14 protein-coding genes and 1 pseudogene are annotated in these 15,334 nt (G+C 63.6%); all 15 read left to right on the top strand.

Annotated elements, in window-relative coordinates; all coding sequences use genetic code 11:
- Positions 1–107 precede the first annotated feature (107 nt).
- The 15 genes and pseudogenes from AC629_RS27115 to dhaK all read left to right on the top strand — a co-directional run bounded on the left by AC629_RS27115 (position 108) and on the right by dhaK (position 15,092).
- The gene (locus AC629_RS27115) at positions 108–1,184 is read left to right on the top strand and encodes a HoxN/HupN/NixA family nickel/cobalt transporter (RefSeq protein WP_084807971.1); all 1,077 of its coding nucleotides are present in this window, start codon (positions 108–110) and stop codon (positions 1,182–1,184) included.
- Positions 1,165–3,477, top strand: a complete 2,313-nt coding sequence (locus tag AC629_RS27110; RefSeq protein WP_084807970.1) for a TonB-dependent receptor — start codon at positions 1,165–1,167, stop codon at positions 3,475–3,477. The genes AC629_RS27115 and AC629_RS27110 overlap by 20 nt, the downstream gene beginning before the upstream one ends.
- A gap of 286 nt (positions 3,478–3,763) precedes the next feature.
- Positions 3,764–4,624, top strand: a pseudogene (locus tag AC629_RS27105) (sensor histidine kinase); the annotation flags it as partial.
- Positions 4,625–5,043: 419 nt separating this feature from the next.
- A complete protein-coding gene (locus tag AC629_RS27100; protein ID WP_084807969.1) occupies positions 5,044–6,390 on the top strand; it encodes an ABC transporter substrate-binding protein in 1,347 nt (448 codons plus the stop codon).
- Between the two features lie 103 nt (positions 6,391–6,493).
- A complete protein-coding gene (locus AC629_RS27095) occupies positions 6,494–7,453 on the top strand; it encodes a carbohydrate ABC transporter permease (RefSeq protein ID WP_074123821.1) in 960 nt (319 codons plus the stop codon).
- Complete coding sequence (locus tag AC629_RS27090) at positions 7,450–8,403, top strand: carbohydrate ABC transporter permease (RefSeq protein WP_084807968.1); 954 nt, start codon at positions 7,450–7,452, stop codon at positions 8,401–8,403. The genes AC629_RS27095 and AC629_RS27090 overlap by 4 nt, the downstream gene beginning before the upstream one ends.
- Positions 8,400–8,612 carry a hypothetical protein gene (locus tag AC629_RS27085; RefSeq protein WP_084807967.1) on the top strand — a complete coding sequence of 71 codons (213 nt, stop codon included), beginning with the start codon at positions 8,400–8,402 and terminating at the stop codon, positions 8,610–8,612. The genes AC629_RS27090 and AC629_RS27085 overlap by 4 nt, the downstream gene beginning before the upstream one ends.
- 6 nt (positions 8,613–8,618) lie before the next feature.
- The gene (locus tag AC629_RS27080) at positions 8,619–9,716 is read left to right on the top strand and encodes an ABC transporter ATP-binding protein (protein ID WP_084807966.1); all 1,098 of its coding nucleotides are present in this window, start codon (positions 8,619–8,621) and stop codon (positions 9,714–9,716) included.
- Positions 9,709–10,716, top strand: a complete 1,008-nt coding sequence (locus AC629_RS27075; RefSeq protein WP_084807986.1) for an ABC transporter ATP-binding protein — start codon at positions 9,709–9,711, stop codon at positions 10,714–10,716. Before AC629_RS27080 ends, AC629_RS27075 begins: the two co-directional genes overlap by 8 nt.
- A complete protein-coding gene (gene dhaL, locus AC629_RS27070; protein WP_084807965.1) occupies positions 10,713–11,327 on the top strand; it encodes a dihydroxyacetone kinase subunit DhaL in 615 nt (204 codons plus the stop codon). Before AC629_RS27075 ends, dhaL begins: the two co-directional genes overlap by 4 nt.
- The gene (gene dhaM / locus AC629_RS27065) at positions 11,324–11,725 is read left to right on the top strand and encodes a dihydroxyacetone kinase phosphoryl donor subunit DhaM (protein ID WP_084807964.1); all 402 of its coding nucleotides are present in this window, start codon (positions 11,324–11,326) and stop codon (positions 11,723–11,725) included. The genes dhaL and dhaM overlap by 4 nt, the downstream gene beginning before the upstream one ends.
- Positions 11,718–12,032: an HPr family phosphocarrier protein gene (locus tag AC629_RS27060; RefSeq protein ID WP_084807963.1), complete on the top strand. Its 315-nt coding sequence runs from the start codon at positions 11,718–11,720 to the stop codon at positions 12,030–12,032. Before dhaM ends, AC629_RS27060 begins: the two co-directional genes overlap by 8 nt.
- 4 nt (positions 12,033–12,036) lie before the next feature.
- Positions 12,037–13,635: a phosphoenolpyruvate--protein phosphotransferase gene (gene ptsP / locus AC629_RS27055; protein ID WP_084807962.1), complete on the top strand. Its 1,599-nt coding sequence runs from the start codon at positions 12,037–12,039 to the stop codon at positions 13,633–13,635.
- Positions 13,632–14,063, top strand: a complete 432-nt coding sequence (locus tag AC629_RS27050) for a hypothetical protein (protein ID WP_084807961.1) — start codon at positions 13,632–13,634, stop codon at positions 14,061–14,063. Before ptsP ends, AC629_RS27050 begins: the two co-directional genes overlap by 4 nt.
- 39 nt (positions 14,064–14,102) lie before the next feature.
- Positions 14,103–15,092, top strand: coding sequence for a dihydroxyacetone kinase subunit DhaK (gene dhaK, locus AC629_RS27045; protein WP_084807960.1), 990 nt, complete (start codon positions 14,103–14,105; stop codon positions 15,090–15,092).
- Positions 15,093–15,334 lie beyond the last annotated feature (242 nt).

The following is a 15,334-nucleotide window of genomic DNA, read 5'->3' as shown; positions in this document are numbered from 1 at the left end:
GGCCGCCATCGATGTAGGCTTTCAGTCGTCAAGTTAAAGAGTGGCCCGGCTCTTGCTCTTTGCGGTATGATAGTTTTTGATAAACATCATACTGTAGGGACTGGTAGATGAGGCAAGCGGCGAAGTGGTCTTTGCGGGCGGTCGACCCCGGGGTGGTGCTGCTGTTCGGTGGGCTGATCGCCGCCAATGTCGCCGCATGGGCCTGGGCCTTCGCGCTGTTCGGCGACCGGCCGACAGTCATGGCGACGGCGCTGCTGGCCTGGGTCTTCGGCCTCCGCCACGCCGTCGATGCCGACCATATTGCCGCGATCGACAACGTCGTGCGCAAGCTGATGCATGTGGGCGGTGCGCTGCGAAGTGTCGGTCTCTACTTTGCGCTCGGCCATTCCACCGTCGTCGTGGTCGCGACGATGTTGCTTGCGCTCGGCGTCGTCAGCTTTAGCGGTGACAGCCTGCTGAAGAAGATCGGCGGCCTGATCGGCACCTCGGTGTCGGCGCTGTTCCTGCTCGTGATCGCGGCCATCAATCTCGCGATCTTCGCCGGCCTGTGGCGGACGTTTCGCATGGCGCGCGAGCAGGGCGTCCACGACGCTGAAGGCCTCGACGCGCTGCTCGCCAATCGCGGATTTCTGGCGCGGTTGCTCGGCCCGATGTTCCGCCTGGTGACGAAGCCCTGGCATATGTATCCGCTCGGGCTCCTGTTCGGCCTCGGCTTCGACACGGCCACCGAGATCGGGCTGCTCAGCATTTCCGCCAACGAAGCCGCGCGCGGCGTGTCGCTTGCGCATGTGCTGGTGTTTCCCGCGCTCTTCGCCTCCGGCATGGCGCTGGTCGACACCGCCGACTCCGCGCTGATGGTGAGCGCCTATCGCTGGGCCTTCGTCGATCCCTTGCGAAAGCTCTGGTACAACCTCACCATCACCGGGGCCTCCGTCGCGGTGGCACTGTTGATCGGCGGCATCGAGGCGCTCGGGCTGATCGCCGACCGGCTTGGCCTGTCCGGCGGTGTGTGGGCGCTGGTCGACGGCCTCAACGAGTCGCTCGCCAATGTCGGCTTCGTCGTGATCGCGCTGTTCGCGATCGCCTGGCTGGTCTCTGTCGTGCTCTACCGCCGCATGTTTGCCGGCGGCGGGCCGCACACGCGCGATGTGCCTCGAGGCGCGAATGCCACCGAGGCAGCTTGAAGGCGGCCGGCGCTGGGGCGCTTTGACCGCGCTTTCAGCCTGCGTGCTGCTCGTCGACCGAGGCGATGCGTTCGCGCAGGACGCCGGTGCCTCGCGCGAGCTGCCGCCAGTCCAGGTCACCGGTGGCGAAGCGCAGCGCCACAACAAGCCGCCCACGCCACGAAGGACGAGCCGGGCCGTCCCGGCGGGCAGCCGCAATCCGGAGCAACCGGCAACATCTCTCGCACCGGAAGCACGCAGCGTTGCCTCCGGCCCAAAGGGCCCGCCGGGCATGGCCAGCGAGATCACCGTCTCCGGCGAAGAGCTCAATGCGCGTCCCTTCGCACGACCGGGCGAGGCGCTCGAAGCCGTGCCGGGCCTGATCGTGACCCAACATTCCGGCGAAGGCAAAGCCAACCAATATTTTCTGCGCGGCTATAATCTCGATCACGGCACCGATCTCGCCATCACCGTCGACGATGTCCCCGTCAACATGCGCACCCACGCGCACGGCCAGGGCTATGCCGATCTCAACTGGTTGATTCCGGAAACCATCGTCGCAATGGACGTCCGCAAGGGGCCGTACTTCGCTGACGAAGGCGATTTTGCCTCGGTCGGCAGCGTCCATATCGGCCTGATCGACCGCACCAAGGGCCTCGCGCAGGTGACCGCCGGCAGCTTTGGCTATCGCCGCCTGCTCGGCATGGACTCAGCGAAAGTCGGCGACGGTTCGCTGCTCGTGGTCGGCGAGATCGGCACTTACAACGGTCCGTGGGACAATCCGGACAATGTGAGGAAGCTCAACGGCCTCGTGCGCTACAGCCAGGGCACCGCGACCGACGGCGTGTCCGTCACCGGCATGGCCTATGCCAATAAGTGGAATTCGACTGACCAGGTGCCGCAGCGCGCGATCACGAACGGCCTGCTCGAGCGGTTCGACTCGGAAGATCCAACCGACGGCGGCAACACAAATCGCTTCGCACTCTCGGGTCGCATCGCTCAGAGCGATGATCTCGGCTCGTGGAAGGCCAATGCCTACGTTGGGAAGAGCCAGCTCGATCTCTTCAACAACTTCACCTATTTCCTCAGCGATCCCATGCTCGGCGACCAGTTCCACCAGCACGATGATCGCCTGATGGCGGGCGCCAATATTTCGCGCACGCTAAACGGCTCGTTCGCAGGGCTGCCGATGCAGACCACCTTCGGCCTGCAATCGCGCTACGACGCGATCGACCTGGCGCTCACGAGCACCTTCCAGCGCGGCTTCCTTGCCAATATCCGTAGCGACAAGGTCGGCGAGGGCAGCGTCGGCCTCTATGCCGAGAACACGGTGCGCTGGACCGACTGGCTCAGGACGACGGTTGGCTTACGCGGCGACTACTACGCCGCCGACGTGACCTCCCTGTTCAATCCCAGCAATTCCGGCCGCGCCGATGCCGCGCTCCCCAGCCCGAAATTCCGGATGGTGCTCGGTCCGTTCAACCGGACCGAATTCTTCCTCGGCGCCGGCTATGGCATGCACTCGAACGACGCGCGTGGCGCGACGACGACGGAAGACCCCAGCGATCCCGCCGCAAGACTCACGCCGTCGCCGCTGCTGGTCCGCACCAGGGGCGCCGAGGTCGGCGTCCGCAGCAGGATCGCTCCCCGGCTCGATACCTCGCTCAGCATCTTCATCCTCGATCAGGATTCCGAGATCCTGTTCTCCGGCGATGCCGGCGATACCTCGGCGGCCCGCGCTGGCCGCCGCTACGGTTTCGAATGGACCAACCACTACCGCCCGCGATCCTGGATCGACATCGACGCCGATCTTGCGATGACGCATGCGCGCTTTCGTGGCTACGACAGCGAGCAGGCGGAGGTCTATGCCTCGCTCGCCGGCTATCCCGAAGCGCAGATCGGCAACGCGCCCGGCAACTACATTCCCAACGCACCGGCGATGGTGGCCTCGGCCGGCGTCACGCTCGGCGAGAAGACCGGCTGGTTCGGCGCCTTGCGCTGGCGCTATCTCGCCTCAAGCCCGCTGACGGAAGACAATGCGTTCCGCTCGCCTGCGACCAGCATTTTCAACGGCCGCCTCGGCTATCGCATCGACAATGGTTGGCGCTTACAGCTCGACGTGCTCAATCTCTTCAATACTCAAGCGAACCAGATCACTTATGCTTACGGTTCACTGCTCAAGACCGACACGCTCTACAATCTCTGCACCGCAGGCACCGCGCCGGCGTCGGTCTGCCAGAACGGCGTGATGGATTACGTGCTGCATCCGGTCGAGCCGCTGACGTTCCGCATGACCGTGGCCGGGACGTTCTAGGTCCAGGCTGTAAAAAAAAATCTCGCAGCGCTGGGCGCATGCGACGAGATGGAAACAAGTTTTGTCTCTTGATGGAAACGTGTCTTTCAGGCCTTGGCTGAAATTCCTTGATCTTTTTTAGCCCGCCAGCGTCTGCGCGCCGCGCTCGATCGCTTCATGGCCAACGTGGCCGCATGACTCGGCGGGGTAGATCGGCGGTTTCTGCCAACGGGTGATTGCAACAAGTTGGATAAGTTGTGGTAGTGAACTGCGACGTCGGCGGCACATCGCGGCCTGAAAGCGCTTCGGCCGGCCGATCGGCGAGCTGCGGCGCGCCTATGAGGCGCTGCACAAGGCACATCACGAATTGCAGCGCGCCCAGCGGCAGCTGGTCGAGCAGGAGAAGATGGCGAGCCTTGGCCGGCTCGTCGCCGGCGTCGCGCACGAGCTGAACAATCCGATCAGCTTCGTTTACGGCAATATTCACACCTTGATACGTTATCGAGCGGCCATCGGCGCCTATCTCGATGCGATTCACGGTAAGGGCCGGGCGAGCGACCTGGCCGCGCTGAAGAAGAGCCTGCGGATCGACGACGTTCTCGAGGATTTCGGTCCGTTGATCGAGGGCACCATGGAGGGTGCGGTCCGCATCAGCGAGATCGTGAAGAATCTGCGCCGCCTCTCCTTCAGCAAGCTCGGCGAGGTCGAGCGCGTCAACATCGAGCGCTTGATCAACACCGCGGTGCTGTGGGCCGTCCGCACCAAGCAGGTTCGCATTGACCTGCAGATGGAGCTTGAGCCGGAGCTGTGGATCTCCGGCAACGAGGGACAATTGCATCAGGTCATCGTCAATCTCGTGGAGAATGCGATCGATGCGATGCGCGGCACCGAATCGCCGCGGCTGGTCGTCTCGGCGGCGCGCAGGGGCAACGAGATCCTGTTCCGGATTTCGGACAACGGCCCGGGAATAGACAAGGACCACATCAGCCACATCTTCGAGCCGTTCTTCACGACCAAGCGGGTCGGTGAGGGCACGGGGCTCGGCCTCTGGATCAGCTACGGCATCGTGCGCGAGCACGGCGGCGAACTCCTGGCCACGAACGAGCCGGAAGGCGGCGCGACATTCTCGTTTGCGCTGCAGGCCGCCCCAACCGTGCATTTCGAATGATCAGACATCGTAATGTCTGTCGGCATTGAAGCCCGGTGGTGATCGTTGTGTCTGGGGCAGCGCCCTAGCGACGGTCGATATCGACGTCACCGTCCGCTGACAGGACTTCCGCAGTTATCTCAAGCGCGTTTATGCCGACCGCGGCCACGCCTTCACATTCGATCCAACCATGTCACCGATCGCGGTCGGGAGCTGCGTTCCGGCGGAGTCGAAGAACCAGCCAACTTCGCTTGCAATGTTTAGTAATCCGTGGTTCACTAAACAATTCGAGCCTGCCGGGCCTATAGAATCCGGGTGGCGCGAGGAAACGTCAGTTTAGTTATTCAGCTCGTCACGGACTGTGTCGCTCTGCTCGAAGCATTCGAGCGGGTAGGAAAGCCGTGCCATGTCGATGGCCGGTCACCTGGAGGGAACGCGAAATGAAACCGACATTCAAGACGCTTGTTGTTGCATGCGGGGCTGTTGTCTCCGCGTTCGGTCTCGGAGCGGGGACCACCCCCGCACAGGCTCAGGGCAAGACCATCACGTTGTGCTGGGCCGCCTGGGACCCGGCCAACGCGCTGGTCGAACTTTCCAAGGACTTCACCGCCAAGACAGGCGTCGGCATGAAGTTCGAATTCGTGCCGTGGACGAATTATGCCGATCGTTTCCTGAACGAACTCAATTCGCACGGGTCGTTGTGCGATCTCATCATCGGCGATTCACAATGGATCGGCGGCGCTGCGGAGAATGGCCAGTACGTCAAGCTCAATGATTTCTTCACGAAGGAAGGAATCAGCATGGACGACTACATGCCGGCAACGGTGGTCGGCTATTCCGAATGGCCGAAGAATACGCCGAACTATTGGGCGCTGCCGGCGATGGGCGATGCGGTGGGCTGGACCTATCGCAAGGACTGGTTCGCGCGGCCGGACGTGCAGAAGGATTTCAAGGCCAAGTACGGCCGCGATCTCGCCGTGCCAAAGACGCTTGATGAACTCCGCGACATTGCGCAGTTCTTCCAAGGCCGCGAAATCGACGGCAAGAAGGTCTATGGCGCCTCGATCTATACCGAGCGTGGCTCGGAGGGCATCACCATGGGCGTTTCGAATTATCTCTACGACTACGGCTTCAAATACGACGATCCGAAAAAGCCTTATGCGATGGACGGGTTCGTGAACTCGCCTGGCGCCGTCAAGGCGCTCGAGGCCTACAAGGATCTCTACAAGTGCTGCACGCCTCCCGGCGCCTCCAATTCCTACATGTCGGAGGGGCTTGATGCCTTCAAGTCCGGGCAGGTCGCGTTGCAGATGAACTTCTTCGCGTTCTTCCCGGGCCTCCACAAGGACCCGAATGTCGGCGGCGACAAGATCGGCTTCTTCGTCAATCCAGCCGGTCCTGCCGCACAGGCGACGCAGCTCGGCGGGCAGGGAATTTCGGTTGTTTCCTACTCCAAGAACCAGCCCGAAGCGCTGCAATACATCAAGTGGTTCTCCGGCGGCGACGTTCAGAAGAAGTGGTGGGCGCTCGGCGGCTATTCCTGCGCCAAGTCCGTGCTGAACGATCCGAGCTTCCCGAACAGTGCGCCCTTTGCGAAGGAGTTCCTGCAGTCGATGGGAATGGTCGTCGATTTCTGGGCCGAGCCTTCCTACGCCCAGCTCTTGCAGGCGGAGCAGAAGCGCGTGCATGACTATGTGGTGGCTGACAAGGGCACCGCACAGGAAGCGCTCGACGGTCTGGTGAAAGACTGGAAGGCCATCTTCAAGGAAGAAGGCAAAAAGTTCTGAGGCAGCCGCCCGGAGCGCGCGCGAACGCGCTCCGGGCTTTCCTTCGAGATGACCGGAATTTGTCGCATCGTCGACGAACCCGGTGCCAGGATCGGTCGATGCAATGAACGAATTGAGTGCCTCTTCGCGGATCACCTATCGGGCCGTCATGGTCCGGCCAGGCGTGGCGCGTCGTATCCGGGGCTTGTCGGACAGGACGCTCGCCTGGCTCTTCATCACGCCGACGATCGTGCTGTTGCTGGCGATCAATATCTTTCCGTTGCTCTGGACGATCTATCTTTCGTTCACGAACTACCGCGCCAACAGGGCCAACGTGCCGACGATCTGGCTGGGGGCTGACTGGTACCAGTCGATCCTGACCGATCCGGACATCTGGGCGGCAATGCAGGTGACCGCGCATTTCGTGATCTGGACGGTGGTGATTGAGACCGTCATTGGATTCGGCCTTGCGTTCCTCATCGACAAGAAGTTCCGCGGCCACGGCATGTGGACCACGATCATTCTGCTGCCGATGATGCTTTCGCCGGCCGTAGTGGGCAATTTCTGGACGTTTCTCTACCAGCCGCAGATCGGGCTCTTCAATTACGTGGTCGCCTTCTTTACCGGCCGCGATGCCTCGTCGTTCCAGATGCTGGGCGACGTGAGGCTCAGCCCATGGGCCATCGTCATCGTCGATGCCTGGATGTGGACGCCCTACGTGATGCTGATCTGTCTGGCAGGCCTGCGTTCGATCCCGGACTACATTTATGAGGCGGCGGAGGTCGACCGCGCATCGAAATGGCGGCAGTTCTGGTCGATCACGCTGCCGATGGCGCTGCCGTTCATCATGCTGGCGGTGCTCTTCCGCGGCATCGAGAATTTCAAGATGTTCGACATGGTCAATCTGCTCACCGGGGGCGGGCCGGGATCGACCACGGAAGTCGCCTCGATCACGCTCAAGCGTGCGGCGTTCGAGAGTTGGCGTACGGGCTATTCCTCGGCCTTCGCGATCATCCTGTTCGTGACGGTCTTCGGCCTCGCCAACATCTATGTGAAGGCGCTGAACAAGGTGAAAAGCCGATGACCTCAGCCACTACAGCCCATTCGGTCGTCGAGCCGTCGGCCACTACGAGGCGTTTTGCCGGCTCGCTCGTCGTGCTCTATGCCGTCATCACCATGATCCCGCTGGTATGGATCATGCTCACCGCGTTCAAGTCGCCGGATGATGCGATCTCCTATCCGCCCAAGGTGATGTTCAAGCCGTCGCTCGAAGGCTTCTGCAATCTCTTCACGACGCGCTCGCGCCAGACGCCGGAGTTCATCCGCTCGCTGGGACCGCCGCAGGGGCTTTGCGACAGCATCGCACGCAGCCGCAACATGGTGGTCGCCGGGCCATCGAACTACGTACCGCGCTTCGTCAACTCCCTGATTATTGCGTTCGGTTCGACCGTGCTCGCCGTCGCGCTAGGGACCTTGTCGGCCTACGGCTTTTCACGGTTTCGCGTGCCCCTGAAGGACGACCTGCTATTCTTCATTCTGTCGACCAGGATGATGCCGCCGATTGCGGTCGCGATCCCGATTTACTTGATGTACCGCACCGTCGGATTGTCGGATACCCGGCTCGGGATGATCCTGCTCTATACATCGGTCAACGTCTCGCTCGCTGTCTGGCTGCTCAAGGGCTTCATCGACGAAATCCCGCGCGAGTACGAGGAGGCGGCGATGATCGATGGATACACCCGCTTTCAGGCGTTCGTGAAGGTGGTGCTGCCGCAGGCCACCACCGGAATCGCGGCGACGGCGATCTTCTGCCTGATCTTCGCCTGGAACGAATACGCCTTCGCGGTCCTTCTAACCTCGGGCAACGCGCAGACGGCGCCGCCTTTCATTCCGATCATCATCGGCGAGGGCGGACAGGACTGGCCCGCGGTGGCCGCTGGCACGACGCTGTTTCTGGTGCCGATCGTGGTGTTCACGGTACTGTTGCGCAAGCATCTGCTGCGCGGCATCACCTTTGGAGCCGTCCGCAAATGATTCTTGATGCCAACCCGTCCATCGCGCGTCGTGGTCTCGCAGACCGCGTTCTGCGCCGCGGTCCGCTCGAAGCCGTGGCAACGATGATCATTGCCGCCGGTGTCGTCATGCTGATGCAGCCATTCTCTCTGGTACTGTATTCCTGGTCGTTTGCGACGACCCTGTTCGGCACGGTGATGTTCACCATTGTGTCGAAGGTCCGGGAGTAGGGCGCGATGGCACAGATCAAGGTCGAGGCGCTCGACAAATCCTTCGGTACGTTTCATGCGGTCAAGTCTGCCAGCTTCACGGTGGAGGACGGCCAGTTCCTTTGCCTGCTGGGACCTTCCGGCTGCGGCAAGACCACGACGCTGCGCATGATCGCCGGCCTGGAGCTGCCGACGGCAGGCACCATCCGGCTTGACGGCGAAGACGTGACCATGAACCGCGCATCGGCGCGCGACATTGCCTTCGTGTTCCAGCTCTTTGCGCTCTATCCGCATATGAACGTCCGGCGCAACATCGGCTTTCCCTTGAAATGCGAGGGCATCGGTGCGGCCGAACGCGACCGGCGGGTCGTCGAGGCCGCGCGCATCCTGCGGATCTCCCATCTCCTCGACCGATCGGTGTCGGGCCTCGCCGGCGGCGACCGGCAGCGCGTCGCGCTCGGCCGGGCGATCGTGCGCAAGCCCAAGTGTTTCCTGATGGACGAGCCGCTCGGCGCACTCGATACCGAGATGCGTGAGGCAATGATTCATGAACTGCGTGCGCTGCATGACCGGCTGGGCGCGACGACCGTCTATGTCACGCATGACCAGCTCGAGGCCATGGCAATGGCCGACAGGATCGCAGTGATGAACAATGGTGTCGTCGAGCAGGTCGCGAGCCCGCGCGACATCTATGACCGGCCTGCTTCGGTGTTTGTGGCCGACTTCATCGGTTCGCCGCCCATGAACTTTCTACCGTTCCATGGCGGCCTGCAGACCGGGGCACAGGCGATCCGGCTCGGTAAGCGTGACGTCGCAATTCCTGCTGCGCGCGAGGCGATGGCGGAATGCGAGCTCGTGCTCGGGGTGCGGCCCGAGCACGTGCGGTTCACGGATCGTGGCATGGTGCGCGGCGAAGTTTATGGGACGGAATATCTCGGCACGACGCAGATCGTGACGGTGACGACGCGCTACGGTACGCTCAAGGCCCGCTCACCCAGCAGCACGTCCTTTCGGACTGGAGAGAATGTCGGGCTCGACTTTCGGCCCGATACGCTGTCGATCTTCGACAAAGCGTCCGGCCGGGCCATTCGTACCGCGCTACATGAGGGAGGCGCGCATGGCTGAGGTCGAGATCAACGCCGTCTCCAAGGCGTTCGGCAAGGCGCAAGCGGTGAGCGATCTGTCGCTGACCGTTGGCGACGGCGAATTCGTCACATTGCTCGGGCCGACCGGCGCCGGCAAGACCACGGCGCTGCGATTGATCGCCGGATTGGAGCGGCCGGACCGCGGTTCGATCCGGATCGACGGGCGCGACGTGACGGGCGATGCACCGGCCGATCGCGACGTTGCCTTTGTTTTCCAGCAGTATTCGCTGTATCCGCACCTCACCGTGTTCGAGAACATGGCCTTCGCGTTGCGGGCGCCGACCCGCCGGGTGCCCGAAGCCGACATCCGCGCGAAGGTGCAGGAGGTCGCGCGTCTTCTTCACATTGAAACCAAGTTGGACAACAAGGCGACGCAGCTGTCGGGCGGGCAGATGCAGCGCGTCGCGATCGGTCGGGCCCTGGTCCGTTCGCCCTCGATCTACCTGATGGACGAGCCACTCTCCTCGCTGGATGCCAAGCTGCGCGGCGAACTGCGCCTCGAACTCAAGCGGATCCAGGTCGATCTCGGCGCGACGATCCTCTATGTCACCCACGATCAAACGGAGGCGATGACCATGGCTTCGCGCATCGGCGTGATCGAGGCCGGGCGGCTGATGCAGATCGGTTCGCCGCGCGAGATCTACGAGAATCCGGTCAACGCCCATGTCGCGGCGCGGCTCGGCCAGCCGACGATCAACCTGCTGCCAGCGGCGCTGTTCGCGGGCGTGCCGGCCGGCGTGGAGACAATCGGCGCGCGGACCGAGCACCTGACGATCGGGCGCGGCGGCGGAGACGTATCGGCAACCGTCAAGCGGGTCGAACATCTCGGCGACCAGAGCCATCTCCATCTTGACCTCGGCGGCCGACCGGTCGTCACGCTGGCGGATCCCGAGGCGGTCTTGGGCGCCGGGGACGTGGTGTCGCTCCGCCTCAACAAGCCGCTGTTTTTCGATGCGAAAGGCTGGAGGGTAGCGGCATGAGCCTCGATCGACTAGCTAGGGAAAGACTGGTGCGAGCGCTGGCAGGGTCAGTGATCGAACATGCGGACGAACTAACCCGCCTCGACCAGGCGATTGGCGATGGGGATCATGGGCTGAACATGAAGCGCGGCTTCGAGGCTGTGCTCGCGACATTGCCGGGCCTAGTGGACAAGTCGCTGCCGGAAATGCTGAAGGCGATCGGAATGACCTTGGTCATGAAGGTCGGTGGTGCCTCCGGCCCACTGGTCGGAACTTTCTTCATGGAACTGGGCAAGGCACTTCCGGAGCAGCCGAGCCGGGCCGATCTCGTCGCGGCGACGGAGAAGGCGATCGATGCCGTCAAGGCGCGCGGCCGTTCCGAAGCGGGACAGAAAACGCTGCTGGATGTCCTGGTGCCGGTGCATGCCGTATTGGCAGGAGGCGGCGATGCCAGGACGATCGCGAGCGAGGCGGCGGAAGCGGCCGATCGCACCACGCCCATGCTTGCGATCCGCGGCCGTGCGTCCTTTCTTGGCGAACGTTCCATCGGTCATATGGACCCGGGCGCGCGATCGGCTTCCCTTCTGATCGGTGCAGCAGTTGAGACACTGGAGTTCGAGGTCAATAAATGAGCAGTTCACGTCCCGGCAATGTCGGAATTGTCATCGTGTCGCATTCGCCGAAGATTGCGGAAGGCGCGGCCGATATGGTGCGCCAGATGGTCGGCGATGCGGTGCCGCTCGCCTGGACTGGTGGCGATGTCGATGGTGGGCTCGGTACGAACGTTGCCGGAATCCTCGAGGCGATCGAGACGGCATGGTCACCGGCAGGCGTGGCGATACTTGTCGATCTCGGCGGTGCCGAGACCAATTCGGAGATGGCGGTGGAGATGCTCGCGGAAGATCGGCGCTCGCGCGTTCTGGTCTGCAATGCCCCGGTGGTCGAGGGGGCAGTGATCGCTGCGACCGAGTCTTCGGGCGGCTCGCCACTTGCCGCCGTCAAGCGCAGCGCGGAGGAATTCTATGCATGATGCCAACGCCAATCGGGCCGCTCAGTCGTTTGCGCTGCTGACCGCCTCCGCGGTGCTCGTCAATCCGGTCGGTCTGCACGCGCGGCCGTCTGTCAAGCTGACGCAATGCGCGAAAGGCTTTGCCGCAAGGATCGAAATTGCCCTCGCTGCAGACGGGCCTTGGACGGACGCCAAGAGCCCGGTGAAGGTGATGCGCGTGAAGGCGCCGCAGGGCGCGACGCTGCATTTCCGCATCAGCGGTCCTGATGGCGAGGCGGCGCTCGCGGCCATGCTGGCGCTGGTGCACGACGGTTTCGGCGAGGCGTGAGATCGTGGGCGAGATCCAAGTCACCGGCCATCCCGCTTCGCCCGGCCTTGCCATCGGCCCGGTCACCGTGCTGACGACCGCAGTGGCGAGCAGAACGGCGAGGGGCGATCCCGCTCAGGAGGTCGCGGCCCTGAAGGCGGCGATCGAGGGGGCTGCGCTGGAGCTGGCCGAACTGATCGCGACGGTTCGTGGCGAGGCAGCGGAGATCCTGGAGTTCCAGATCGCGATGCTGCAGGACGATGCGCTGGCGGAGGCTGCTTACGACGCCATTGCGGCCGGTGCGGCCGCCGATGAGGCCTGGCGCACGGCACTCGACGCGGAGATTGCAGGCTACCGCTCGGCCGAGGAGGAATATTTCCGGGCCCGCGCCGCCGATTTGGTCGATATCCGCGACCGCGTGCTCGCGGCTTTGAATGGTGTGGACACGACCGCGAAGATCTCCGGCGATTCCGTCGTCATGGGTGACGATATTTCGCCGTCTACGTTCCTGGCCGTTGACTGGACCCGCGGCGGCGCCATCGCGCTGGCCGCCGGATCGCCTTCGTCGCATGTCGCGATGCTGGCGCGGGCGCGTGGTGCCCCCATGGTGGTCGGATTGGGTCCATTGCCATGGAGCGGACGGCCGCCGTCGTTGGCGCTGGTCGACGGCGACGCCGGCACCGTGATCTTTGATCCCCGGCCCGAAACGCGTCGTGTCTTCGAGCACCGCATGGCGGCTGCGAATGCCGCACGGATCGCGGCCGACGCCGGCCGCTTCGAGCCGGCAGTTACGGCCGATGGCCGGCGAATCGCCGTCCTTCTCAACGTTGCCGCGCCCGAAGACCTCACAGGCCTCGATCCCGCAATCTGCGACGGCATCGGCCTTGTGCGGACAGAGTTTCTGTTCGAGGGGACCCAGGGCCTGCCGGGGGAGGATGCGCAATATGCGGTCTATCGGCGCATTCTGGATTGGGCCGCGGGACGGCCGGTGACGATCCGCACCCTCGACGCCGGCGGCGACAAGCCGATCGCCGGTTTAACGATCGATGGCGAGCGCAATCCGTTCCTGGGCGTGCGCGGGATCCGCCTCTCGCTTGCGCGACCGGAGGTGTTTCGCGTGCAGTTACGAGCGCTGTGCCGTGCGGCCGTCCATGGGGCGCTGAAGGTGATGCTGCCGATGGTCGCGGTCCCCTCGGAACTCGACCGTGCCAACGACATGCTGGACGCGGAGTTTACGGCACTCAGGGCAGAAGGAATCGCCTGCGCACGGCCGCCGCTCGGTATCATGGTCGAGGTTCCGGCGGCAGCGTTATGCGCTGAGGATTTCGGCGCGGCGTTCTATTCCATCGGGTCGAATGACCTGACCCAATACACGATGGCTGCGGCGCGCGATATCGGTGCTGTCGCCGACCTCAACGATGCGGGCAATCCGGCGGTGCTGGCGCTGATCGCGCGGACAGTCGAGGCCGGACGCAAGCGCGGCGTCGAGGTCTCGCTCTGCGGCGATGCCGCGGCCGATACTCGCTTGACGGCGGCGCTGCTGGCGACAGGCCTGACGACTCTCTCGGTGTCGCCGATTGCGGTGGCCCGGCTCAAGGCTGCTGTCGCCGGGGTGAGCACATGACCGACGATGCAGGCGAGGACACAAGCCGGCCAGGCGACAGCAATGTCGCGGATTACAAGCTCATCCTGCGGCGGGTCCTCGACAATCGGCCATCTGGAACGCGGCTGAAGCTCGCGGCGGCGCTTGGCAAGAACCGCTCTTTCGTGAGCCAGATCACCAATCCGGCGTATTTGGTGCCAATCCCGGCGAAGCATGTCGCGATCATCTTCGAGGTCTGCCATCTGTCCGGTGCCGAGCGCGCGGCTTTCCTCGAAGCCTATGGACGCGCGCACCCCGGACGGCTGCGCGGGGCCCACCGCGAGGCGCACACGCGCACTGTTACAGTGACGGTGCCCGATCTCGGTGACGACAAGAAGAATCGTGCGCTCGAGCAGCTCATCGTCGACTTTGCTGCGCAGCTCGCGCGCTACGCCGAAAGCATCGGCTGACGGATCCAGACTGCAGAACAGACAATCGGGAGAACGCTCATGAAAAAGCTGATCAACGGCGCCGATACAGTGCTTGAAGAGAGCCTTGACGGCTTGGCGGCTGCACATGCCGATATCCTGCTTCTCGGCGCCGAGCGGAAGTTCGTGCGCCGCCGCACCCTGAAGCCGGGCAAGGTCGCGCTGATCTCGGGCGGCGGCTCGGGTCATGAACCGCTCCATGCGGGCTATGTCGGCCTTGGCATGCTCGATGCCGCATGTCCGGGCCAGGTCTTCACGTCGCCGACGCCGGATCAGATGATCGAGGCGGCGGAGGCTGTCGACACCGGGGCAGGCGTGCTTTTCATCGTCAAGAACTACGAAGGCGATGTGATGAATTTCACCATGGCCGCCGAGATGGCCGGGCGCGAAGTCGCGAGCGTGGTGACCAACGATGACGTCGCGGTCGAGAAATCGACCTACACGACCGGCCGTCGCGGAGTCGCGGGTACGCTGATCGTGGAAAAGATGGTCGGCGCCGCGGCCGAAGCCGGAATGCCGCTCGCCGCGCTCAAGACGCTCGGTGATGATGTCAATCGGCGCACCCGCTCGATGGGAGTGGCGCTCCTGCCGTGCACCGTTCCGGCAGCAGGGCGGCCGAATTTCACCTTGGCTGACGACGAAATGGAAATGGGTGTCGGCATTCATGGCGAGCCGGGTCGCCGCAGGGTGCCGTTGGCATCCGCCGATGCGATTGCCGCCGAGCTGCTCGGCGCAATCCTGAGTGATCTCTCACCCGCCAGGGGCAGCGAAGTCTTGCTTCTGGTCAACGGGTTCGGTGCAACGCCTCTGATCGAACTCTACCTGATGGTCAACAGCGCCAAGCGGATTCTGGACGGGGCAGGGATCACGGCGACGCGTTTCCTGACCGGTTCTTATGTGACGTCCCTCGACATGGCGGGTGCCTCGATCAGCGTCTCCGTGCTCGACAGCCAGTCAAAAGAATTGTGGGACGCGCCGGTGCATACCGCCGCGTTACGCTGGGGTATCTAGAGCGATGGTCATCCCGCGTTGTCGCGTGACAGCTATTCACAAACGCACGCGGTATGCTCGCCCTCTGCTTCCAGAAGTTTCGTCCAAATGAAGTTGAACAAGCGCAAGGCCTCGCACGAGGCATCGTATGGGCCCGCTTCATCTCATGGCACGCCTAGCGCCAACGCCATCCGCATTGGCGGCGGCCCCGATGCCACCAGCAAACCCAGCGACGACGGCGCGGCGGCGGGGGACGCCAACCC

Origin of the sequence: Bradyrhizobium sp. NAS80.1 (assembly GCF_001908205.1) — a bacterium.
Classification (GTDB): Bacteria; Pseudomonadota; Alphaproteobacteria; order Rhizobiales; family Xanthobacteraceae; genus Bradyrhizobium.
The sequence above is the reverse complement of the archived record's forward strand: the minus strand, read 5'-3'. Positions and strand labels throughout refer to the sequence as shown.